A 22,753-nucleotide genomic window follows, 5' to 3' on the forward strand; every position below is an offset into this window, starting at 1 on the left:
TCTCTTGACGAGACCAGGTTTCTATTGGCTTTCAAACTCTTTAATTGTCTTGGTTCAGGCGCGACTCGGTTCGTTGCCTTTCCTCACCGCGCTTTACTACTTTAACTAACCCACTAGGGTTTGTCAAGCGTTTTTGAGGATTTTTTTTGACTTTTTTTGAAAAAAGTCTGAAAGCCTTGCTCCACAAGGGTTTTAAAATAGAAATTTTTTCAAAAATTGATGGATAACAGGGAGGTAAGACCGATCGCCCTGAATAAAATTGCCCAATCCACAGACAGATGAGGGTCCGATCGCCTTTCGTTCTCTAGATGGTTTTTGGAGAACGGCGATCGCCTTGCAGATGACCCCAGGGCTAGAAGGGATGAACTAGATTCAAGGATCCTAGAACCGGCGCTTCTATATAGATATAGATAGACGCCGATCGCCCGGGAGATGAGACCCCAGTTCCAAGGATCCTCAACCGGGCGTTTCTATGGCCTTTCTCTATATATATAGACGTAACCTCAAAAAACCCCGGCCTCCAAATGGAGACCGGGGTCTGTGGTCATGCTGAGATGATCAATTGAGATTATGGATAGAGACCGCGATCGCGTAAAGCCTCAGCCACGCGCCCTACTCCCAACATATAGGCTGCTTGTCGCAGGGGAATCTGGCGGTTTTGGGCCAATTCGCTGACTCGCTGATAGGCTCGCACCATCAACCCTTCCATCTCCCGGTTGACCCGTTCCTCATCCCAAAAGACATAGGATTGACCTTGGACCCATTCCAGATAACTGACCACTACCCCTCCGGCATTGGCCAAAATATCTGGGAGGACGGTGACCCCTCGGGCTTCTAGGAGGCGATCGCCCATTAAGGTAACCGGCGCATTTGCAGCTTCTGCCACGATTTTTGCTTGAACTTGGTCGGCATTTTCCTCAGTAATTTGGTCTTCTAGGGCTGCTGGAATCAGCACATCACAAGGTACGGCCAATAATTCGGCGTTAGTAATGAGTTCTGCATCGGGAAATCCTCTCAAACTGCCCTTGTGCTCTTGAGCATACCCTTCAAGTTTAGGAATATCTAATCCGTTTTCGGCAAAAAATGCACCGGAGACATCGGATACGGCAATAATTTTGGCCCCCGCTTCATGGAGTAAGGCTGCTGCTGCCGCACCCACTTTACCAAAGCCTTGAATCGCAATCCGAGTTTGGGATAAGGATTGTCCCCGTTCCGCTAAGGCTTCCCGGACCGTAATCATCACACCCCGTCCCGTTGCCATTGCCCGACCTTTGGAACCGCCAATGGATATCGGTTTTCCGGTGACGACTCCTGGGACGGCATGACCGACATTCATTGAATAGGTGTCCATCATCCAAGCCATTTCTTGGGAAGAGGTGCCAATATCTGGGGCGGGAATATCGATCGCCGGTCCAATATCTTTAATCAGTTCGCTGGTGTAGCGTCGAGTAATTCGTTCTAATTCGCGAACGGAGTAACGATGGGGGTCGATCGCAATGCCACCTTTGGCCCCTCCGTAGGGAATTCCGACTAAGGCACATTTCCAGGTCATCAACATGGCTAAGGCGGATAATTCCTGTAAGGTGACAGCGGGATGATAGCGAGTGCCACCTTTATAGGGTCCAAGAACATCACAATGTTGGACTCGATGTCCGGCTAGGACTTGGACTTCGCCATTATCTAAAAGGACGGGAATGGAGACGGTGACGACTTTGCGGGGTTGTTCGAGAATCCGCAAGATGTTCGGATCCATTTCTAAGGCAAGGGCCGCTTGTCCCAGATAGGTGCAGGCGCGGTCATGGGGACAAATGTAAGCCGGAGATGGTGCAAGTTGTGTTAACGGCGTTGATAAAACCATAGATTTATAATTTGGGGAATGAAGGCCGGAGCAATCGGTGATCCCGTGCCGGAGTGAAGTTAGGCGATCGCGGCTGGAGTGGCGCGGGATGTCAGCACGCTGGGATTAATTTCTTTGTTATTTCTAGCCTAACCGCAAAATCTAAATGAATTGTAAATTTAGTATAAATTGTAACAGTTTTATTGTGAAAATTTGGTATGTCTTTCGGCATAAGTATTAAGACTGATAGAACTCAGGCGGCAAGAGCCGATCGCCAGATTTAATTCAGTACAATTACGGCCAGTGGGGATTGGGGATCGCGATTGGGGTAAACAGAGGGTGATGGGGATCGCGAGAATCGAAGTTTTCCTCGGATCTCGGTTGGTGATGAATCTTGTTCTGTTTTGCCGAGGTTTCTGCTGCTGAGTTCCGGGTGCGATCGCCCCTAGAACTGCTTGATAACTGGGGACAATCGAGACTGTAGTGCCTCTGGTTCTTGCTAAATTCAGGGGGCTTTTTGATTCTCAAAGCGCGCAAATTCAGAACAGACAGGACTTACTCATGCTCCCTAAATGTAGAGGCGATTCCCGAATCGCCTCTACATTTAGGGTTCAATGTTATAAATTGCGTAAGTCCTGAAAGAGAGAGGTTGTCTGTCCCCGATGCAAAACAAAAAAAGAGGGACACAGTAATACTGTGTCCCTCTTTTTGTTTTATATGGAGCTAAGCGGACTCGAACCGCTGGCCCCCTCAATGCCATTGAGGTGCTCTACCAACTGAGCTATAGCCCCGTTCAGCGCTTTATTATATTGGCACGAACCCAATTAATTTGTCAACTAGGTTTATCAAAAATTTTTGAAAATTTTCTGCCAGAGTCAGGAAATCCTTGATTAGAGAGGATTTCAGGGTGGAGCAACTGGGTCGATCTCATTGTGGAATCTTAGAACTATGGCAGCAGTGGCGCGCGATCGCCCGGTTCGGAATAATAATAATCTATCGTCCCCGTTTCTATCCAAGGATTCACACTCACCGCGCTGGTGGAAGTGTAATAAGACTCCAGCACTCCTCGATTCGCCATTTGTCGGACATACAGCATATAGTCGCCCATCAGGAAATAGACGGCCATCATTGCTGCCGCAGCCATTGCGACTAAGGTCCCTGCCAGCATCAGCGAAAATTCATTTTTATCGACGGCTTGCTGCATCAGGTGCAGGGACCAGGCCACCAAAGCTATGACGATTATGAGGATCAGAATCATAACTTTACATATATTCCCCGATTACTTTACATATTTTAACATCCTCTCAGATTAAGTGGGTAGAGCTACAGAAAAAATCCCCCTCTTATCCATTCGAGAGGAGGGGGAAAGAAAATCCATGCGGGGTAAGGATTAGCCGGAATTTGCAGAGACAGACAGCGCCGGTTATATCGTAAACCTTAAGATAATATTCATACTTTAGAGAGACGGCAAAGAATTAAGGGAGAATTAATGCCTGGGTGCCGATCGCGTTTGGGATGAAGTCTTTAAAAACCCGCACCCTGAAGGGTGGGGCTATACGGACAAAGCCCGCCTGCGCGGGCTAAGGCTGAGGCTGGGGGCTTTCAGGTGGGCTGATTCCACTCCAGTTTAGAGTCGTTTGGACTTCCCTTTACAATTGACGGATGGGGACTTGCCGTTCGGCGAGGTAGGTTTTAATCTCCGCAACGCTGAGTTGACCGTAATGTAACAAAGAGGCAAGTAGGGCCGCTTCCGATTGGCCGGTGGTGAGGGCTTCATAAATATGTTCGCAGTTTCCGGCCCCTCCGGAAGCAATCACGGGAATTTGGACTTGTTGGGCGATGGTGCGAGTTAGTTCTAAGTCATAACCCGCTTGAGTGCCGTCGGCATCCATGCTGGTGACGAGTAACTCTCCGCATCCGCGTTGTTCGACTTCTTTCGCCCAGGCGATCGCATCGATGCCGGTATTTTCACGACCCCCACGCACATACACATCCCAACCGGGATTTTCTGGATCCGTGCGGCGACGGGCATCGATCGCCACCACAATACATTGATTCCCAAAGCGATCGCTGGCTTCATTAATAAAATCCGGGTTTCGCACCGCTGCCGAGTTAATGCTGATTTTATCGGCCCCGGCTCTTAACAATTTTTTAATTGTTTCTAAGGATTGGATCCCGCCCCCGACGGTCAGGGGGATAAAAACCTGTTCGGCAGTGCGGTAAACTACGTCAAAAATAATATCCCGGTCCTCATGAGTGGCGGTGATATCCAGAAATACCAACTCATCGGCACCGGCTTCATTGTAAACCTGAGCCAGTTCTACAGGGTCTCCGGCATCCTTGAGGTTGACAAAGTTGATTCCCTTGACAACACGACCGGCTTTGACATCTAAACAGGGTAAGATTCGTTTGGCAAGCATGATGAGTTCGGTTAGGGGACTAGAGAAGACCGCAGGAGCAATGGAACAAGGCAGAAAATTCCGGGAGCATCCCCTCACCCTAAATCCCTCTCCCCTTGTGGGAGAGGGACTTTGAATCTGGCTCCCCTTCTCCCTTTTTGGGAGAAGGGGCACCGGGGGATGAGGGCAGATTGTCGAAACATCAGATGCACCCAAAATTCTTCCCTCAACCTTTGTCCAAAGGCTTCATAATCAGGGACAAGCACTGATAAACTGTGGAATGGTTCAATCAGAGGAAACCCACAGGATTTCAAATGAAAATCGGTCAAAAGGTCAAAGTTACCCGCCTCAAAGAAAGATTGTCGGCTGATACCGTCGCCAAAATTAAAGCCAATCCCGTTGGCACAATCAAAGATTTTAAAATGACGGATGGCAGCGGTGTTGGAGTGGTGGTTCAGTTGGACAGCGGAATCACCACCTGGTTCTTTGAGGATGAAGTCCAAGCCCTGTAAGGGGGGCGATCGCGGTGGGAACAGTGGGGAAACCAACCTGTCACTCCCGCGATCGACCATTAACATAAGAAAGGTTCGAGTGGCTCAAAACAGAAACAAATGGCCTTAATTTTGACCTTTTTAGGAAAAGGTGGGACTGGAAGAACGACCGTGGCGATCGCTGCTGCCAAGAGATTTGCATCTCAAGGTAAGCGCGTATTGCTCGTCGGCCAGGATAGCAGTCCCGCTTTTAGTTTACTCGTCGGTGCGACCGTCACCTGCGATCCCATAGAAATCGGCGCTAACCTCAAAGCAGTACAGTTGGAATCAGCGGTACTCCTGCAACGGAGTTGGCAGCAAGTCAAAGATTTGGAAGCGGAATATCTGCGGACTCCGTTTTTTAAAGAAGTTTATGGCGAAGAATTGGGGGTGTTGCCGGGGATGGATAGCGCCCTGGCACTGAATGCCCTGCGTGAGTATGATGCCAGCAATCAATATGATGTAATCGTTTACGACGGCAGAGGGGATAAGGATACCCTGCGGATGCTGGGAATCCCCGAGATTTTAAGCTGGTATATTCGGCGATTTCGCGGGGTGTTGGCGGAATCGGAACTGGGGAAAGCCCTGTCACCCTTTGTCCAACCTGTTACCAGTACGGTGTTTAATAGCGGCTGGTCCCTGGATAATGTTGGGGGTAAACCGGCAGAACAAGCGACGGATTTATTGGAAAAGGGGAAACAATCCGTGGGTGACCCCAATCGGGTAATTGCTTATTTGGTGACAACGGGCGATCGCCTTGCGGTGGAAACCAGTCGATATCTCTGGGGGAGTGCTCAACAAGCGGGACTCACCATTGGCGGATTGATTTGTAATTTAACCCCAGTCACCGATGAAGTGGCGGAACAATTTGCACCCCTGCCGGTGACTGTCATTCCTCAGATGGAGGGGAACGACTGGGAACCTCTGATGGATGCGTTGCCAGACTTCAAGAAACCAGAAGGCGTCCCCCAACCGATTGAAGTGGACCGGGTGAATAGTCAAGTGAAGCTATTTTTGCCCGGGTTTGACAAAAAACAAGTCAAGCTGACGCAATATGGTCCGGAGGTGACGATTGAAGCGGGGGACCAACGGCGTAATATTTTCTTGCCTCCGGAGTTAAAGGGGAAAGCGGTTAAAGGGGCGAAGTTTCAGCAGCAATTCTTAGTTATTTCGTTTTGACGGGGTTTAATTTGTTTTAAACGGTGCGATCGCCCGTTGGATGGGTTCCGGTTGGACTGGAGGCATCTGACGGGCGATTTCGTTATGGGGTTGAGATTGTCGGGTTTGATGAGTTGAAAAATGCAGAGGGGTTCAAGCGATCGCCTTGCTGCTAGGGAGTCGTTATCCCATAATCAATTAGACTAATTACTTAACGAACCGAAACTCTCCCAAGTCTGATATGTCTAACCCCCCTACATCTGAGTCCAATCTGTCCAACTCTCCCGATCGCGTTCCACCCCCGGAAACTGTAGATGCAGCAACACCCATCCCCAGTGCTTCCCCTGAGTCATCCAACCGCAATGCTAGAACTCGGCAGATGTTGGGGATGAAAGGGGCAGATGTCCAGGAAAAATCCATTTGGAAGATTCGCCTGCAATTGATGAAACCAATCACCTGGATTCCCTTGATCTGGGGTGTGGTGTGTGGGGCCGCTGCTTCCGGTAACTACGAATGGAAGTTAGAGCATATTTTAATCGCAGCCGCTTGTATGTTGATGTCTGGCCCTTTACTGGCAGGCTACACTCAAACCATTAATGATTTCTACGATCGCGACTTAGATGCGATTAATGAACCCTATCGCCCCATTCCCTCTGGGGCGATCGCCGTCCCGCAAGTGATTAGCCAAATTTGGGTGTTGTTACTCGCTGGGATTGGCGTCGCCTACGCCCTGGATGTCTGGGCGGGTCATGATTTTCCCACGATTACTGCCTTGGCAGTCGGGGGTTCCTTCGTCTCCTATATTTATTCGGCCCCCCCGTTGAAACTGAAGAAAAATGGCTGGTTGGGAAACTATGCCCTGGGTGCCAGTTATATTGCCCTGCCTTGGTGGGCGGGACAAGCCCTATTTGGGGAAATTGGTCCCAAAATCATGGTGATTACCCTGATTTACAGTATGGCGGGATTGGGAATTGCGATCGTCAATGACTTTAAAAGCGTGGAAGGGGATAAACAACTCGGGTTGCAATCCTTACCTGTGATGTTTGGGGTCGGGACTGCCGCTTGGATCTGCGTCCTGATGATTGATATCTTCCAATTGGGAATCGCCGGATACCTAGTTTCGATTCACCAAAACCTGTATGCGGCGATCCTGATTTTGCTGGTGATTCCGCAAATTACCTTCCAGGATATGTATTTTCTGCGGAATCCTTTGGAAAATGATGTCAAATATCAGGCATCCGCCCAGCCGTTTCTGGTGTTGGGAATGTTGGTGACGGCCCTGGCGATCGGTCATGCCAATATTATTTAGGGATGGATATCATTAAATCCTAGTCCTAGAAAGCTGCCGGAACTCCTAGGTTCCGGCTCACAAAATAACCTGGGTGTATTTTAGTGCCAATTACTGAACCCAAGCTCTAAAATAAAACCCAATACTGGCGGTAGATGGCGGTGAGAGGAGTTGACGTGGCTAAATTTATTTCCAAGCTCAAAAATATCTCCAAGAAATTCGGGAGTGCAACAGGGACAAAACCGCGAAAATCAAGGGATTTACCCCCGGAAACTGGCGGCGATCGCCCCGGGGTTGACCGTTCACATCCCACTGTTCTTCCTGGGACTCCCCTCAGTTTAGCCCCAGGAGAGCAGGGTAAACCCCTGGAACCCCAGGCGATCGCCCCAGAGGAAAATCCCTCGGATCCTGGTAAACCCTCCAAACCGCGTAAACCGGGTAAAAATATTCTCTCCACCCTCAAACGCCTCTGGTTTAACCCGGGCGGAAAACCCCTCTATCGTCGTCGCATCTTTTGGGTGGGTTTGGGTGTTGTAGTCGTCAGTAGTAGTGCTGGAACCCTCACCTGGGTGTGGTGGCGAATCGATCGCAGTTTGCCCGATGTCTCAGAAGTCTTTACTTTTGTCCGGGATGGGACATTAACGATTACCACTGAAGATGGCACGATTTTGCAGCAAATCGGACCCGCAACCCGCGACAAGCTGAGAATGCAGGATATCCCTGAACCCCTGGTTGAAGCCTTCATCGCTTCTGAAGACAGCCGATTTTATCAACATGGGGGGTTGGACTATCAAGGGGTGCTGCGGGCAACTGTGGCGAATATCCTCGCTAGAGAGGTGGTTGAAGGGGGTAGTACCATTACTCAACAACTCGCCCGGATGGTGTTTCTGACTCAGGAACAAACAGCGGGACGGAAAATTCGAGAAGCGTTTTTAGCCCGAAAAATTGAGAAAAATATGAGGAAACAGCAAATCCTCGAACGTTATCTCAATTATGTTTATCTCGGGTCCGGTGCTTATGGGATTGCGGATGCGGCTTGGGTTTATTTTAGTAAGTCTGTGGATGAACTCACCCTCAGCGAAATGGCAATGATTGCTGGATTGCCACCCGCGCCTTCGGTTTATTCGCCTTTGGTGAATCCAGAGAATGCCCGAATCCGCCGCAATATCGTGCTGCAACGGATGACGGAATTGGGATATATTACCCCAGAAGAGGCGACTACGGCGAGAGAACAAACTCTGGAGGTGCAAGCGAGTGCTCCGAAACGGCTGAAAGTTGAGGCCCCTTACTTTACGTCGTATATTCAGAAGGAATTGCCGAAACTGGTGTCAAAAGAAGCCCTAGAAATGGGTGGTTTGACTGTGGAAACGACCATTGATTTGGAATGGCAGAAAATTGCCGAAAAGGTGGTCAAAGAGGCGGCAGAGTTGGATGGACCTGCCCAGGGATTTGATCAAGCGGCATTGGTGGCGATCGCCCCGGATACTGGGGAAATTAAAGTGATGGTGGGAGGGCGATCGTTTCAGGAAAGCGAATTTAATCGCGTCACTCAGGCACAACGTCAACCGGGTTCGACTTTTAAAGGGTTTGTCTATGCCGCTGCGATCGCAGCCGGTTGGTCTCCCTATGATGGCTATGAAGATGCCAACTTTAGAGTGGATGGCTACAAACCCCGCAACTATGGCGGCAAATATCGGGGTTGGGTTTCGATCTCTGATGCCTTAACCAATTCTATTAATGTTGTCGCGGTCAAAGTGTTAATTGATATTGGCTTTGAACCCACCATCGAACTCGCGAAAAACATGGGCATCAAGTCAAAACTTGAGCCAATTTATTCTTTAGCCTTGGGCGGATCTGAAGTGAATTTACTGGAACTCACTAGCGCCTATGGCACGATCGCCGCTGAAGGAAAATATCACGAACCCCACGGCATCACTCGGATTATCGATCGCCGAGGGGATACCATTTACCAAGGGAAATCCCAACCCAAACAAGCCTTGGATAAAGAAACCTCTGCGATCGTGACTTGGATGCTAGAACCCGTCGTCCAATATGGCACCGGATCAGCGGCGCAGTTAGGAAACCGTCCCGTTGCGGGAAAAACTGGCACCTCGGACGAAGCAAGAGACCTTTGGTTTATTGGCTATATTCCTCAATTAGTCACTGGCGTTTGGTTGGGGAATGATGATAGTTATCCCACCTGGGGAAGCAGCAGCACCGCCGCTTTCACCTGGCGTCAGTTCATGGAAAAAGCAGTGGAAGAAATGCCCGTTGAGGAATTTCCTGAAATCCCAGAACGCTTAGATGGACGCCAAGAGTTTATCAAAACCAAGCCGGTAACTCCCAATAGTATTTTCTATGGAGATACCACCCCAGATAATGCTCAATCCGGTTCTGCCAATGCGGGGGATTATTCTGAAGGATATTACTAATTAGGCAGATGAAAATTGATGAACACCCCAAGGATGAGTTATAATCATCCTTGGAGTGTTTATTTTTCAAAGAAGAGAAGGAGTATTGAATGCTGCACCGAATCTATGTTAATAATTTTAGATGTCTAGAAAACTTTGAATTCACTACCAAAGGAATTTCATCAGCGCTTTTAATTGGAAAAAATGGTTCAGGTAAATCAACGATCGCTAGGGCCTTGGAAGTTTTTCAAAGCATTGGTAGAGGAATAAATAAAGTTAGCCAACTGGTCCAAGAAAAGGATTTCTCTCAGGGACGGTCTAATATTCCGATTCGCTTTGAAATCGAATTGTTTTTGCAAGAGAAACTTTACAAGTATAGTCTAGCCTTTGAATTGCCAGAAAATTTTAAAGAAATGAGAGTTGCTGAAGAAGAATTATTCGTGAACGGAACGGCAATCTACACTCGAAAAGAAGCTCAAATTACGCTTTTAAAAAGCTCACAAAACCGCTCTGCGGAGTTTCTAATGGATTGGCATCTGGTTGCCCTCCCTCTCATTCAAGAGCAATCTCAGACTGACCCCCTACATATTTTCAAAACCGGGCTGACCCGGATGATTATTTTAGCGCCAATCCCCAGTTTCATGAACGGCGATTCGCACGGTGAAACCTTGGAGCCTAAACGGGATGGTTCAAATTTTGGGGAGTGGTTTTCTGGGTTGCTGAGTCGCTATCCGGCTGCCTATACCCAGGTAGACAAATATCTGCGAAACGTAATTCCAGACTTTAAAGATGTTCGGAATGAATTAATGGGTAAAGACTTCAAAAGCATGATAGTTCGCTTTGAAGAAAAGAATGCTAATTTAAGCGTTTATTTTAGCGAGTTATCCGATGGAGAAAAATGCTTTTTTTTGGGGGCTGTTTTGGTTGCCGCCAATCAATCTTATGGACCACTATTTTGCTTTTGGGATGAGCCAGACAACTATTTGTCTTTGTCCGAAGTTGGACATTTTGTCACCTCACTCAGGAGGTCATTTCAAAATGGAGGTCAGCTATTAGTGACCTCCCATAATACCGAAGGTATCCTCAAGTTTTCTAATGAAAATACCTGGATGATTCATCGAAAAAGTCATTTAGAACCCACTCTAGTCAGACCCCTTGAGGAGGTTTCAATTCACGGGGATTTAGTGGGGGCTTTAATTCGGGATGATGTAGATTTATGAGTCCCAATAAAAGTAAACCCCATGTTTTAGTCTTGCCAGAAGATGATGCAGACCGCCAAATTGCCAATGGATTTATTAACCATTATAGCGTGAATGCTACAGCAATTCAACTTCTCCCCCCATCGGGCGGATGGGAAGACGTTCTGAATGATGTAAATACTGTTCACGGTCCCGAAATGCAAAACATTCCTCACAGAATGCTGGTTTTGCTGATTGATTTCGATAATCATAAAAAACGCTTGACTAAGGTCAAGGCACGAATTCCAGACGCCTTACAAAGTCGGATATTCGTTTTGGGGGTCATGCGTAACCCCGAGGATTTAAGACGGGAGCTCAAAAGGACAAAGACGTTTGAAGAAATCGGAAAAGCCTTAGCGCAAGATTGTGCTGACAATCAGCAAACATTTTGGAACCATGAACTGCTCAGACACAACCACCCTGAGTTAGAACGCTTGAGATCATCGGTTAGACCCTTTTTATTTGAGTAATACTGAATCGGGAGAGATTAACGAGGAAGCCCGATCGCCCCTCCATCCCCCAGCAACCTCCCTTCATCGCCACCCCCAAAGCATAAGTTTTTCTAATCATTGAATCTCCCCCAATATTCCTCTTTAGAGAGAGACAGGAGGTTCCCTATTGCCGTAAGCTGGGAATGTAGTTCGTGAAAAACGCTTATGAATATATTGATGGAAGTCTCTGCTGCTGCAGGGGCGAGTGCTAACAATTTTCCTGTAAGTTTTACCTTAGTCTACGTCGTAGGCTTTATTGCGGCAGTGACCCTGGGTTCCGTCGCCTGGTATAACTCGAAGCGTCCCCCCGGTTGGGAAGATAAAGATCGTCCCGATGTGGTCCCCAAGGTTGATAAGTAAAACTTAAGTCAATACCCCCATAATAAAATTTGAGTCAGGGCGATCTATCTGCGATCGCCCTGGCATTACTCTGTCTGCTGTTTCCTCAGTCTCACCATGAAAAATCCATCCATATCATGATGATGGGGCCAAACCGTGAGCCAGCCTTCGGGTTGGGCGAAGTGTGCCGCAGGGGAGTCAGTGGTGGGAGGGTCTATCTCCCAATCGGCATGACTTCCCAGGAATCCTTGAATCACCTCTTCATTTTCTTTCGGATGAATCGTACAGGTGGCATAGACGAGATGACCCCCAGGTTTTACCCAGTTTGCAGTTTCAGTAAGCAATTCCCCCTGGAGTTGGGACAATTCCTGGATATTTTCTGGGGTTTGACGCCAACGGGCATCGGCGCGACGATGGAGGGTGCCCAGTCCCGAACAAGGGGCGTCTAAGAGTACCCAGTCAGCGGTTTGATGAAATTGGGTGAAATGGCGGCTGTCTCCACTTAAGGTTTGAATGGAGTGCAGTTGGAGGCGATCGGCATTTTCTTTGACTTTTTTGAGTCGGGAAGGGGCTTTATCACAAGCCCAAATGGTGCCCGTATCTCCCATCATCTCTGCAAGATGGGTGGTTTTTCCTCCCGGCGCGGCACAGGCATCGATCGCCACTTGTCCCGGTTTCGCTTCCAGTAAGGACCCAACTAATTGAGCGCTACTGTCCTGAATTGTCCACCATCCTGCCTGATATCCCGGTAAGTTTTCAATGGCCCCGGCACCACTACATAAGCGCAATGCTTGGGGTAAATAGGGCAATTTTTCAACTTGAACTCCGGCGGATTGGAAGGCGGTTTCGACTTCTTCTAAAGTGGTTTTTAAGGGATTGATGCGTAAATCTAGGGTGGGGGATTGGTTGAACCAGGTACAGAGTTTTTCGGTTTCGGCAACTCCCAGGCGATCGCACCAATTGGCAACTATCCAATCGGGGAAACTATGCAATAGTCCTAATCGGGATATCTCATCATCGGGAAGCACTAAAGGGTCGGTATTTTCCGCTTCGGCTAATCGAATATATTGGCGCAATAAGCCATTCACAAACCCGGCAAGTCCTTTAAATTTATTGTCTTTGGTTAATTCCACTGTGGTATTGACAGCAGCAGAGGCGGGAATGGTGGAAAGATACCGCAGTTGATATAATCCCAGATGGAGAATGATGCGGAGGTCATCGGGTTGATTGGCGGATTTCTTCTTAGCCAGTTGGTCGATGATCGCATCGAGGGTTCGCATTCTGCGTACACAACCATAGACTAATTCCGTGGCTAATCTGCGATCGCTAGGAATCAGGGCAGAATCTTCTCCCTGTTTGGCTTTTTGCAGCCATTTATCCAAGGCAATATCGGCAAAAACACCCCGACGATGGACATCGCGGAGGGCTAAAAAGGCAATTTGGCGCGGATTAGACATTGACAGTTGAGGGTTGAGATTGCAGAAGGCAGTCGTATTCTATGGAAATCGCGATGGAACTTTGCGGTTCTAATTTGTTTTTTACTGATACCAAATCCGGTTGTAAAAGACCTATTTTATTCTTCAGCCTGCGCAGGCAGGCTTCGTCCCTGTAGCCCCACCCTTGAGGGTGCGGGTTTTTAGAGACTTCAAATTATAAACGGTTTTTAACCCAGTGACGGAGGAAATTTTGCAGGGATTTGTGATTTCCAGGGGAGAGTCATGCTAAAAACTGTCCTAGAGGCGATTTAGGCGCGATCGCAACAGGTCTAATTCGGCATCAATTTCTGCAAAATCTAGGTCCGGCATGGCTTCTAAATCTTGTTCTAGGTTAGCAGAAGCCAGATTTGCTTTAAACAGATCTCGTTCGGATTCTAAGGCAGCGAGTTGTTGTTCGAGGAGAGTCACGGTGGGAATTAATTCATCCAGTTGTTGTTTGAGTTCTTCTGCCTGTTTACTGTAGCTTTGTTTGCGGGTTAAGAGTTCTCGGGCGAGGGGTTCATTTTGCTGTTGTAAGGCGAGTTTAGCGGATTCGACTAATTCATTGGCTTGCTGTTGTGCATTCTGATAGTCGCGCCAGAGGACTTCTTGACTCGATATGGCATTCTGAACACTTTGCTTGAATTCTTTCAAGGTTTGTTCGAGTTCCCGTTGGTAGTCTTTGCGTTGATGTTTCCAATCGGTGATGTTAGAACGAATCAGCCGATTAATGCGATCGCCTAATGCCATAGTCTCATCTCCTGCTGTGGGTTTACGGGGGAAGGTTTTCTTTATTGTAGCTTTTACAAAGTCATCTGCTGGTGCTCGACAAAAAGCCAGGACTTACGCAGATTTTGAGAACCTACCCTAAATGTAGAGGCGATTCGCGAATCGCCTCTACATTTAGGGGTTAATTTTAAAGATTGGGTAAGTCCTGAAAGCATAAATGAGCCCGCCTACGCGAGCTTTGTTCTCTGAACTTCCACCGACGAATGGATTAGCGGAGGAAGCATCTCAATTTGGCCTCAAAGGGGAATTTACAAGTCTTGCTCCCCCTGACCTCTGAGGGAAGGGGGCACCGGGGGTTAGGTCTATGAGCCAAATTGAGATGCTCCCTTAGCGGATGATTTTAAACCGATGTTTTCTGGAAAAAGTGTTCGTCAAAAAATCCTCGAACTTGTTCTAAAATCGTCGGCAACTGACTCGCTAGTTCAGCCGTACCTTCCAAGGTTTGTTGACGGGCTAAACTTTCCAGTTGAGCGGCGATCGCAGACATAGAAGACACCCCGACATTACTAGCGGCACTTTTAATCCGATGAGCGAACTGTTCAACCCGGGCTAAATCTTGGTTGGATAATGCCTGAGTAATTGCCTCAATATCCTCGGGTATTTTATCGATAAAGACCTGTAAAAGTCGCTGTTGTAAAGATAAATTTCCTCGGGTTACTTTCAGCAAGCGGTCCATATTGACCGGGCATTCCGGAACAGCAAGGGGTAAGGGGGATGAGATACTCAGGGTCAGAAGGCTAGAGGGAATTGCGGTGGGTTGAAGGCGAGGAATTTTGACCGGAGAGGGGACTTGTAAACAGTTATCCAGTCCCGGTTTTTTATGAATCCACCGGCGGATGGCGGCGGCTAAATCTTCGCGTTCGATGGGTTTACTCAGATAATCATCCATCCCAGCATCGAGGCATTTTTGGCGATCGCCTCGCATGGCATTGGCAGTGAGTGCAATCACGATGGTATGTCGTTGTGCTTCCTCCCGACGGCGCAACTCTTTTGTAGCCGCATACCCATCCATCACCGGCATTTGACAATCCATCAAAACCAAATCGTAGGTTTTTTTAGTAATAGATTCCAATGCTTCTATGCCATTGGTGACACAATCCGGTTGATACCCTAACATTTCTAACTGACTTAAAATCACCGTTTGGTTAATCAGGTTATCTTCCGCTACTAAAATATTAATCGCATAAGCTGGGGGAATTGGCGCGTGCAGGGTTCCCAGAGGAGAAGCAGTAGAGGATGGACCATTCACCACATTAATCAGGGTATCAAACAATCGCGAAGCCCGGACGGGTTTGAAGAAATAACTGGCTACGCCTCTCGATAACAGGGATTCAGCAATGTCTCGTTGACTTTGATTGGTCATTAAAATCACCTGAGTTTCGGGAAACAGGTGAGATTCAAATTGATCGCGATTGTAATGGAGATTTTCTAATAGCTGTAATCCCTCTTTTGAGGGAAGTTGTAAATCCAGTAACAGGACATCATAGGGTTGATTGAGGGTCACGGTTTGTTGTAACGCATTCCAGGCTTCGGTGGCATTGGCGGCATCATCCGTATGCATTCCCCAGGCTTGGGTTAACTCCCGAACAGACTGACGAATTCGAGGATTATCATCAACCACTAACAGCCGTAAACTGGGAAGTTTACAGCGAGGACTAACCTCTATCGGAGTGAAATGGAGTTGTTTTTTAAACTCAGCGGTAAACCAAAAAGTGGAACCTTCACCGATGTTACTGTCCACTCCAATTTGTCCTCCCATCATTTCTACTAGCTGCTTGCAAATTGCCAAGCCTAAGCCGGTTCCTCCATACTGCCGCTTGGTTGAAGCATCGACTTGGGAAAAGGATTGAAAGAGTTTATTTTGCCCTTCGGGAGAAATGCCAATCCCCGTATCTTTGACACTCATGCGAATGGAAGCGGTTTCTTCTGTTTCGGCAATTGCCGAGGCTTGGATAATAATTTCTCCCACTTCTGTAAATTTAATCGCATTCCCGACTAGATTCAGTAAAATTTGGCCCAGTCTAACTGGATCACCCTGCAAATTTCGGGATAAGTTGGGGTCAAACAAAAAACTTAAATCTAATCCTTTGGCTTCGGCTTGTGCGCCTAATAAATCCAGAACTTGTTCGACGCTTTCGTAGAGATTAAAGTCGAATTGTTCTAAGTGCATTTCTCCGGCTTCTAGCTTTGAGAAGTCGAGAATATCATTAATAATGCTCAGGAGATGTTGCGCGCTGGCCCGAATTGTTTTGGCATAATCGTATTGTTGGGTACTCAGTGGGGTTTCTAACAGTAAACCAGCCATGCCTAATACGCCATTCATCGGAGTGCGAATTTCATGACTCATATTGGCGAGGAATTGAGATTTAAACCGCGCAGATTCTAAGGCTGCTTCCCGGGCTTTTACCAATTCATCAATGCAATCGATCGCAATGGCAATTCCCCCGATTTCACCTTCGGCTAAATACCAGGGAGAAATGGTCCAACGAATGTAGGTAGAAGACCCATCTAATTTCTGCCAAAGGTCTTCAGTAACGGAAACAATTTCGCCTTGTAAAGCCCGTTGGTGAGCTTGTCGCCAGCGTTCGGGAATATCCGATGAGACTTGATAGTAATTCCGACCGATTAAGGAGGGTTGAGTGCCGTTGTTGCTGTCCAGGTGTTGCGATCGCCCAAAAGAGTCCAATCCATGATAGGTTAACCATTGGCTAGAATGGGCAAGATAGCACATTTGGGTGTCAAACATCGCGATCGCCACGGGTGCACAATTCACAATCTGTTGTAACTGCTGCCGTTCCCGTTCGATCGCCGTTTCCATTTGCTTGCGATCGCTAATGTCACGCCACACCACGGCAAATCCATCCCCCAGTTTCGTCGCACGGATATCAAAAGCTTCCCGGACAGGCGGACGATTTTTCATCCCGTTGAGGTCCAGATTCTCCTCAGTTTCATAGAGAATTAATTCTTCCTTTAACGGTTCTCCCGTTTGGACTACTTTAGCATATTTACTAAACAAAATACTGGTCCTTCGGTCTGGAATCACTTGACAAAAGGAACAGTCCTCTTCTAAGGAATGAGAGTCACAATTGCACTGATGCCGCGCTGAAGCATTGACATATTCTCGATGAAAATCAACGATTTCACCCCTTTCATCTCGGCAAGCGGAATAAATCCCAAAACAGTCGAGCATATTCTCAACAGACGTTCTAAACCGTTCTTCACTCTGTAACAATTCTTGCTCAAGCTGTTTGAGGTCCGTAATATCGATGGCAACGCCATCCCAAAGAATATCTCCATTTGGCTGGGGTTCGGGACGCGATTCCCCTTGCAGCCATTTAATTTTTCCAGTGGGGGTAATCACTCGAAATTTGCGCTTCCAGGGTTGTAAAGTTTGGGCCGATCGCGCAATGGATTCGGTAAAAATTTGCGAATCCTCGGGATGAATCAACGAACACATTAACTGGGCATTTTGTTCGATTTCTTCTGGCTCTAATTCTAAAATATCCCGGCAACCGGAACTAATATAGGGAAAAGAAATTGTGCCATCGGTGGTAATGAGATATTGATAAATTACCCCCGGTAAATTATCCGCTAACCGTTGAAAGCGATTCTGAAGTTCGGTAACTCGGCGAGTTTCTTGGTGGAGTGCATCTTCCACCGACTTGCGATCGCTAATATCCCGTCCGACACAATAGATAGATTGTTCTTCAGGAACCGGAACGGCGGACCAAGAAATCCATTTATAAGACCCATCCCCAGTCCGATAGCGATTTTCAAAAGCGATCGCCTCTTTTGATGCCAGCATTTGCTTGGTTTTTTCCTCGGAGAGTTCCCGATCCTCCGGATGAACCCAATCTAGGGAAAACTGACGGGAAAACTCCTCTGGACTGTACCCCAAAATCTCAGTAATGGCCGGATTAACTCGCTTAAAATATCCCTCAAAAGAGGCGATCGCCATTAAATCCGCAGACACTTTAAAAAATTGTTCCAATTCCGCTTGCGCCTTTTGCCTTGCCACAATCTCACTTTGCAGTTGGCGGTTAGCGCGGGTGAGTTCGGCGGTGCGTTGGGCCACTAAATTCTCTAATTGTTCTTGATATTTTCGCAAAGCCGCTTCAGAGCGCTTGCGATCGGTGATGTCAAGAACAATCGCTTGCATTCGGCCATCGGGAAGCATTTTAGCACTCAATTCCACCGGCAGCAAAGTATTATTTTTTCGCCGCAACCAATGTTCACTTCGGCGAGTTTCTCCCAACATGAGTCCATCCAATGGACTAGAAAATATCTCGATTTCAGGTTGACAGGCGATCGCCTTAAAATTAAGTTGTAAAAGTTCTTCTCGGGAATAGCCTAACATCTCGCAGGCGCGGGGATTAACATTGAGGTAATTTCCCCGTTCATCGATAATAAAAATGCCTTCCGAGGCTTGTTCCATTAACTGACGATAATCAGTTTCTTGGTGATGAAGTTCCGATTCTAACTGTCGGCGTGCTGTGATATCGGTATAAATGCCAATAAATCCGATGATTTGATTGCGTTCGTCCACGATCGCATCGGCGCGGACTGCAATCTGTAAACAGTCACCCGCTTTCGACTTCATTTCGACTTCTCCCTGCCAGGAACTGCCAGAGGAAACCGTCTCAAAGACTTGGCGACTCACCGCAGGGTCTTGATACAGCATCCAGGGACCTCCGGCAGCATTCATTTCGTCCAGGGTATAGCCGAATAGCTGAGTGCAGGCGGAATTTTGATAAATGCGATTTCTCGTTAAATCGGAGATGGCGATCGCATCTCCGGCACTATCTACCGCTTTGCGAATCCTCAGCAGTTGCGACTCATATCCTTTTCGCTCGGTGATATCTCGACCTTCGGCAATCAATTGGGTGACGAGGCCCCCTTGGCCCAACATCGGTCGAATGGAAAAATCCAGGGTTCGCAAGGGACAACCGGACCCGCCGATTTCCGTTTCATACCGCAGGGATTTTCCCGATGCCGCAGCGGCGATCGCCTCAATCAGTCGGTCTTGACTCGGCTGATTCCCACTCCACCAGGGGGTTTGCCAAAAGGGGACCCCGACGACCTGCTTTAATTCCAACTCCCCCCACTCTAGGGCAGTTTGATTGACCTCTAAAATTATTCCTTCGGGATTTAACACCGCCATAAACTGAAAGCTGGAGTTGAAAATTTCCCGAAACCGAGGAGTTTCCTTTTTCGGTAACTGGAGGTCGAGACGATGGCGATCGGTGCGAATTAAATAGAGAAAAAGTAAAAAAAGTAAGCATTCAGCAACGGCGAGGGCCGGTAGCATAGCTGGGCTTGCCAAAGCCTCATCTATAACATGGAGTTTGATTCCGTTTAAATTCCCTAGGTATGCATACCCGTAGAAAATGTCCGGTTCAAAGGCAAGAATTTGCTTTAAAAACTCCATAACCGATTCTTATCCCCATCCGTTAACTGATTCTTCAACATTCAATCTAATAATCTAATAGTTTTGCTTCAACTCCTCTAAATTTAATGATTCTTTTATATTCTTGCCAATTCTCCCGGTTAAAAATTGAAAAACACGCAGGCTATCCCTAGCCCCACCCTTCCCCCTACTTCACCCCAGGATTGTCAGGGTTGAACCCATTAATCCGAAGAAATACGGTAAGAAAGGCTACAAAAATCAACTCAAATCTCCAAGAATTGCGGTTTACCAACCTGAAATGGCTGGGTTTGGTGCGATCGCATCATCCGGGTTAAACCGGCAATTCTTCCTTTCAAAAACCGCCTGTTAAATCCACCGATTCCCCCATCCCAAAACCCCGGATTAAAAGATTGCAGAAAACCCAAGGAAGCACGGTCGGTCCCAAAATCCCCCAGAACATCCTCGATACTCCTGCGGAAAATTAACCAGACTCGCCCCACTTCCAGCTACCATTGCTCCAAGCTTTACGGTATTGTGTTTAAAAGTCCTCTCTCTGATAGATAGAGCCTTCCATGACCGCAGTACAGCCCTCCCCCAAGCACCAGAAATCCAAAGCGCTCAAACCCGGTAGCCGTCCTCCCGCGAAAGAATTGTGCAGCGAGTGTGGCCTTTGCGATACTTATTACATCCATTACGTCAAAGAAGCCTGCGCCTTTCTCAACCAACAAATCGCCACCCTGGAAGAAAGCGCCCACGGAGTCAGCCGCAACCTAGAGAACCCCGATGAAGTTTATTTTGGCGTCCATCAACAAATGATGGCAGCACGAAAGCAGGAACCCATCCCCGGTGCACAATGGACCGGAATCGTCAGCACGATCGCCTGTGAAATGCTCGATCGCGGCCTCGTTGAAGGGGTCGTCTGCGTTCAAAATACCCCCGAAGACCGATTCGGACCCATGCCAATCCTGGCACGCACCAAAGAAGAAGTCCTCGCCGCCAAAGTCAATAAACCCACCCTCTCCCCCAATCTGTCGGTCCTGGAACAAGTGGAACAGTCCGGGATGAAACGCTTACTCGTGATTGGAGTCGGTTGTCAGATCCAGGCGTTGCGTTCCGTCCAAAAGGAACTGGGGTTAGAAAAACTGTATGTTTTAGGGACCCCCTGCGTGGATAATGTGTCCCGGGAAGGATTACAGAAATTTTTAGAAACCACCAGCAAATCCCCAGAGACGGTGGTGCATTACGAGTTCATGCAGGATTTTCGGATTCATTTTAAACATGAGGACGGTTCTATCGAGAAAGTGCCATTTTTTGGCCTGAATACGAAAGAACTCAAAGATGTCTTTGCACCCTCTTGTTTGAGTTGCTTTGATTATGTCAACTCCCTGGCAGATTTAGTGGTGGGGTATATGGGTGCACCCTATGGTTGGCAGTGGATTGTGGTTCGCAATCAAACGGGACAAGAAATGCTCGATTTGGTCACCGAACAGTTGGAAACTCAGCCGGTGATGTCCCGAGGCGATCGCCATGCTGCGGTTCAGCAAAGTATTCCTGCCTATGAAAAAGGGGTGACCCTGCCGATGTGGGCCGCGAAACTGATGGGAGTGGCGATCGAAAGAATTGGTCCGAAGGGGTTGGAGTATGCGCGCTTCTCCATTGATTCCCACTTCACTCGCAACTATCTGTATGTCAAACGGAACTATCCCGAAAAATTAGACGCTCACGTTCCCGAATTTGCCAAGCAGATTGTCAGTCAATATCAATTGCCCGAATCGTAAACATTCCCTTGCAGTCAGGGCCCTCATCCCCCCCGCCCCTTCTCCCCCTGAGCTAAGTCGAAGGGTTGGGAGAAGGGGTTGGGGGATAACGGGAAGAGGGATTTAGGGTGAGGGCTACTTTAGGATGAATTCACCCACTTCTCTACAGCAGAATTTTTGATGTTTTCTATCAAAGATATCTGCATTTTTTTTGAAAACCTCCTTACCCAGCAGTTGAGGATGTCCAACGGCTGCAACGCCAGTTAACAGAACAGCGACACCACAAAATACAATAATTTTAAATGAATTTTTTATCATTTTTATAGATTTAACTTAGAGTTAGTCTAAGTTCGATTTGTGGGTTTTAAGTAATATTAATTGTATGTTTGGTTGAGAAAGGGTGAAAGGCGATCGGCCTTGGGATTGATTGAGGTATGAGGGGCGATCGGGCATCGGTTTAATACCGTTCTTGGATAGGTTGAATAAACCAAGAATTGGCTCGAACAAAGCAATAAGACTCGTATCCGCCATCAACTTTTAGCCAAGGCAAATCTCGTTCATCTAAATTAATATAAGGTGGTCCACCCCCAAAATGTTCGCTGGCCAGATAAAGAGTTTGACCTTGTGGTTGTACGACTACTACCGAATAATTGGTGCCCGGCCCACTGCGGCAATTCAGTCCATTGGGATCTCGATCGACTACAGTCCATCTGCGAGCTTCACGCACGGAATAGTAATCGCCGTTGGTATCGGGTATCGGCATTAGGGGAGTCGCCATTGCAGCGGTGGAAATTGCCGAGATTGAAGAAACTAAACAGAGAGTTAAGAGTTGTCTAAACATTTTAGTGTTTTCCCGGTTTAGACTAAATGTTCAATTGATTGGATTGGACTTACCGCTTGAGATAGCGGTAAGTAAATGATAAGCGATCGGCCTGGGTTTGGGCTAGGGTGGCTTTGCGGATATTTTGGGACAAAGAAATAACTTTCAACTGCGCTGCTGTAATAGAGCCAAAAAGAGAGCGATCGACGGGTTGCTTTACTGTGCTTGCTGGAGGACCTGTTGAATTTGCTGGTAGGCTTGAGTATTTCCTTGTTGCCGGAATAAAGTAGCCGCTTGTTCTAAGTCAGCAATTGCTCCAGACTCATCGCCAAGTTGAGCTTTTGCTATGGCACGATTGGTGTAAGCTTCGGCATATTGGGGATAATTGTCGATCGCCTGGTTATATTGTTCAATCGCCCCTTGAAAATCTTTCTCCTCCATTAAAGAGTTGCCCATGCTGTAAGACATTTCTGCCGCTGCTTTTAGAAGTTGTGAAAATGTGTCGTTTAAATCTAAAGGGTCGTCAGTTTTTAGGGGCAATTCGTTATTTTTCTGTAATAACTGCTGGGAAGAAGCCTGGGCAAGTCCGGGAATCATCCCCAAGATGGCGACGAGGGTTACAGTTCCGGCTAGAGTACGAGACAGGAAGTTAGCAGGCATGAAATTAAAAGTCATTGGCTGTGAGTAATGAAAGGATATGAAATTCATGGCTAGTTAGGGGATTGCAAAATATAAATCCTCCAAACTTTCAACTGAAAGGAAGCTATGTGTAGGGGCGCAATGCTTGCGCCCTCCGGAGGGCGCAAGCATTGCG

17 protein-coding genes and 1 tRNA gene are annotated in these 22,753 nt (G+C 47.6%); 8 read left to right on the forward strand and 10 right to left on the reverse strand.

Features of this window, described 5'->3' with window-relative positions:
• Positions 1-568 precede the first annotated feature (568 nt).
• The 4 genes from NG833_RS07850 to hisF form a co-directional block, all read right to left on the reverse strand.
• Positions 569-1,858 carry a Glu/Leu/Phe/Val dehydrogenase gene (locus NG833_RS07850; RefSeq protein WP_254564740.1) on the reverse strand — a complete coding sequence of 430 codons (1,290 nt, stop codon included), beginning with the start codon at positions 1,856-1,858 and terminating at the stop codon, positions 569-571.
• Between the two features lie 697 nt (positions 1,859-2,555).
• Positions 2,556-2,628, reverse strand: a tRNA-Ala gene (locus tag NG833_RS07855).
• Positions 2,629-2,783: 155 nt separating this feature from the next.
• Positions 2,784-3,095: a hypothetical protein gene (locus NG833_RS30805; RefSeq protein ID WP_309143839.1), complete on the reverse strand. Its 312-nt coding sequence runs from the start codon at positions 3,093-3,095 to the stop codon at positions 2,784-2,786.
• A 391-nt stretch (positions 3,096-3,486) separates the two neighbouring features.
• A complete protein-coding gene (gene hisF, locus NG833_RS07865; protein ID WP_254564741.1) occupies positions 3,487-4,257 on the reverse strand; it encodes an imidazole glycerol phosphate synthase subunit HisF in 771 nt (256 codons plus the stop codon).
• A gap of 293 nt (positions 4,258-4,550) precedes the next feature.
• Between hisF and NG833_RS07870 the strand changes: the two genes are divergently transcribed.
• The 7 genes from NG833_RS07870 (at position 4,551) to psb35 (ending at position 11,712) form a co-directional block, all read left to right on the forward strand.
• Positions 4,551-4,748 (forward strand): DUF2862 domain-containing protein, encoded by a 198-nt coding sequence (locus NG833_RS07870; protein WP_254564742.1) that lies wholly within the window; start codon positions 4,551-4,553, stop codon positions 4,746-4,748.
• A gap of 99 nt (positions 4,749-4,847) precedes the next feature.
• The gene (locus tag NG833_RS07875) at positions 4,848-5,945 is read left to right on the forward strand and encodes an ArsA family ATPase (RefSeq protein WP_254564743.1); all 1,098 of its coding nucleotides are present in this window, start codon (positions 4,848-4,850) and stop codon (positions 5,943-5,945) included.
• Positions 5,946-6,165: 220 nt separating this feature from the next.
• A complete protein-coding gene (gene chlG, locus NG833_RS07880; RefSeq protein WP_256555866.1) occupies positions 6,166-7,233 on the forward strand; it encodes a chlorophyll synthase ChlG in 1,068 nt (355 codons plus the stop codon).
• A 155-nt stretch (positions 7,234-7,388) separates the two neighbouring features.
• On the forward strand, positions 7,389-9,644 hold the full coding sequence (locus NG833_RS07885) for a transglycosylase domain-containing protein (RefSeq protein ID WP_375293889.1): 2,256 nt from the start codon (positions 7,389-7,391) through the stop codon (positions 9,642-9,644).
• Positions 9,645-9,733: 89 nt separating this feature from the next.
• Entirely contained in the window at positions 9,734-10,843 is a 1,110-nt protein-coding gene (locus tag NG833_RS07890) for an AAA family ATPase (RefSeq protein ID WP_254564745.1), read from the forward strand.
• The gene (locus NG833_RS07895) at positions 10,840-11,331 is read left to right on the forward strand and encodes a hypothetical protein (RefSeq protein WP_254564746.1); all 492 of its coding nucleotides are present in this window, start codon (positions 10,840-10,842) and stop codon (positions 11,329-11,331) included. Before NG833_RS07890 ends, NG833_RS07895 begins: the two co-directional genes overlap by 4 nt.
• Positions 11,332-11,517: 186 nt before the next feature.
• A complete protein-coding gene (psb35, locus tag NG833_RS07900) occupies positions 11,518-11,712 on the forward strand; it encodes a photosystem II assembly protein Psb35 (RefSeq protein WP_254564747.1) in 195 nt (64 codons plus the stop codon).
• 65 nt (positions 11,713-11,777) lie between these two features.
• Here the strand turns inward: psb35 and NG833_RS07905 are convergent, their stop codons facing one another.
• The 4 genes from NG833_RS07905 to NG833_RS07920 form a co-directional block, all read right to left on the reverse strand.
• Entirely contained in the window at positions 11,778-13,148 is a 1,371-nt protein-coding gene (locus NG833_RS07905; protein WP_254564748.1) for a 16S rRNA (cytosine(967)-C(5))-methyltransferase, read from the reverse strand.
• A 276-nt stretch (positions 13,149-13,424) separates the two neighbouring features.
• Complete coding sequence (locus NG833_RS07910) at positions 13,425-13,916, reverse strand: PspA/IM30 family protein (RefSeq protein WP_254564749.1); 492 nt, start codon at positions 13,914-13,916, stop codon at positions 13,425-13,427.
• A 379-nt stretch (positions 13,917-14,295) separates the two neighbouring features.
• Complete coding sequence (locus tag NG833_RS07915) at positions 14,296-19,383, reverse strand: PAS domain S-box protein (RefSeq protein WP_254564750.1); 5,088 nt, start codon at positions 19,381-19,383, stop codon at positions 14,296-14,298.
• A 242-nt stretch (positions 19,384-19,625) separates the two neighbouring features.
• Positions 19,626-19,862 (reverse strand): hypothetical protein, encoded by a 237-nt coding sequence (locus NG833_RS07920; RefSeq protein ID WP_254564751.1) that lies wholly within the window; start codon positions 19,860-19,862, stop codon positions 19,626-19,628.
• A gap of 72 nt (positions 19,863-19,934) precedes the next feature.
• Between NG833_RS07920 and NG833_RS07925 the strand changes: the two genes are divergently transcribed.
• Positions 19,935-21,140: a Coenzyme F420 hydrogenase/dehydrogenase, beta subunit C-terminal domain gene (locus NG833_RS07925; protein ID WP_254564752.1), complete on the forward strand. Its 1,206-nt coding sequence runs from the start codon at positions 19,935-19,937 to the stop codon at positions 21,138-21,140.
• Positions 21,141-21,576: 436 nt separating this feature from the next.
• Here the strand turns inward: NG833_RS07925 and NG833_RS07930 are convergent, their stop codons facing one another.
• Positions 21,577-21,960, reverse strand: coding sequence for an SH3 domain-containing protein (locus NG833_RS07930; RefSeq protein WP_015148064.1), 384 nt, complete (start codon positions 21,958-21,960; stop codon positions 21,577-21,579).
• 195 nt (positions 21,961-22,155) lie between these two features.
• Positions 22,156-22,614: a tetratricopeptide repeat protein gene (locus NG833_RS07935; protein WP_254564753.1), complete on the reverse strand. Its 459-nt coding sequence runs from the start codon at positions 22,612-22,614 to the stop codon at positions 22,156-22,158.
• Positions 22,615-22,753 lie beyond the last annotated feature (139 nt).

The sequence above is a fragment of the Oscillatoria sp. HE19RPO genome, assembly GCF_024220515.1.
GTDB lineage: Bacteria > Cyanobacteriota > Cyanobacteriia > Cyanobacteriales > Laspinemataceae > Laspinema.

Bases quoted from the DNA above. Each gene is read 5' to 3' on its own strand.
- psb35 (WP_254564747.1), top strand. From the start codon at position 11,518: ATGAATATATTGATGGAAGTCTCTGCTGCTGCAGGGGCGAGTGCTAAC.
- NG833_RS07850 (WP_254564740.1), bottom strand. From the start codon at position 1,858: ATGGTTTTATCAACGCCGTTAACACAACTTGCACCATCTCCGGCTTAC.
- NG833_RS07915 (WP_254564750.1), bottom strand. From the start codon at position 19,383: ATGGAGTTTTTAAAGCAAATTCTTGCCTTTGAACCGGACATTTTCTAC.
- chlG (WP_256555866.1), top strand. From the start codon at position 6,166: ATGTCTAACCCCCCTACATCTGAGTCCAATCTGTCCAACTCTCCCGAT.
- NG833_RS07905 (WP_254564748.1), bottom strand. From the start codon at position 13,148: ATGTCTAATCCGCGCCAAATTGCCTTTTTAGCCCTCCGCGATGTCCAT.
- NG833_RS07925 (WP_254564752.1), top strand. From the start codon at position 19,935: ATGACCGCAGTACAGCCCTCCCCCAAGCACCAGAAATCCAAAGCGCTC.
- hisF (WP_254564741.1), bottom strand. From the start codon at position 4,257: ATGCTTGCCAAACGAATCTTACCCTGTTTAGATGTCAAAGCCGGTCGT.
- NG833_RS07875 (WP_254564743.1), top strand. From the start codon at position 4,848: ATGGCCTTAATTTTGACCTTTTTAGGAAAAGGTGGGACTGGAAGAACG.
- NG833_RS07935 (WP_254564753.1), bottom strand. From the start codon at position 22,614: ATGACTTTTAATTTCATGCCTGCTAACTTCCTGTCTCGTACTCTAGCC.
- NG833_RS07890 (WP_254564745.1), top strand. From the start codon at position 9,734: ATGCTGCACCGAATCTATGTTAATAATTTTAGATGTCTAGAAAACTTT.
- NG833_RS07895 (WP_254564746.1), top strand. From the start codon at position 10,840: ATGAGTCCCAATAAAAGTAAACCCCATGTTTTAGTCTTGCCAGAAGAT.
- NG833_RS07870 (WP_254564742.1), top strand. From the start codon at position 4,551: ATGAAAATCGGTCAAAAGGTCAAAGTTACCCGCCTCAAAGAAAGATTG.
- NG833_RS30805 (WP_309143839.1), bottom strand. From the start codon at position 3,095: ATGATTCTGATCCTCATAATCGTCATAGCTTTGGTGGCCTGGTCCCTG.
- NG833_RS07930 (WP_015148064.1), bottom strand. From the start codon at position 21,960: ATGTTTAGACAACTCTTAACTCTCTGTTTAGTTTCTTCAATCTCGGCA.
- NG833_RS07910 (WP_254564749.1), bottom strand. From the start codon at position 13,916: ATGGCATTAGGCGATCGCATTAATCGGCTGATTCGTTCTAACATCACC.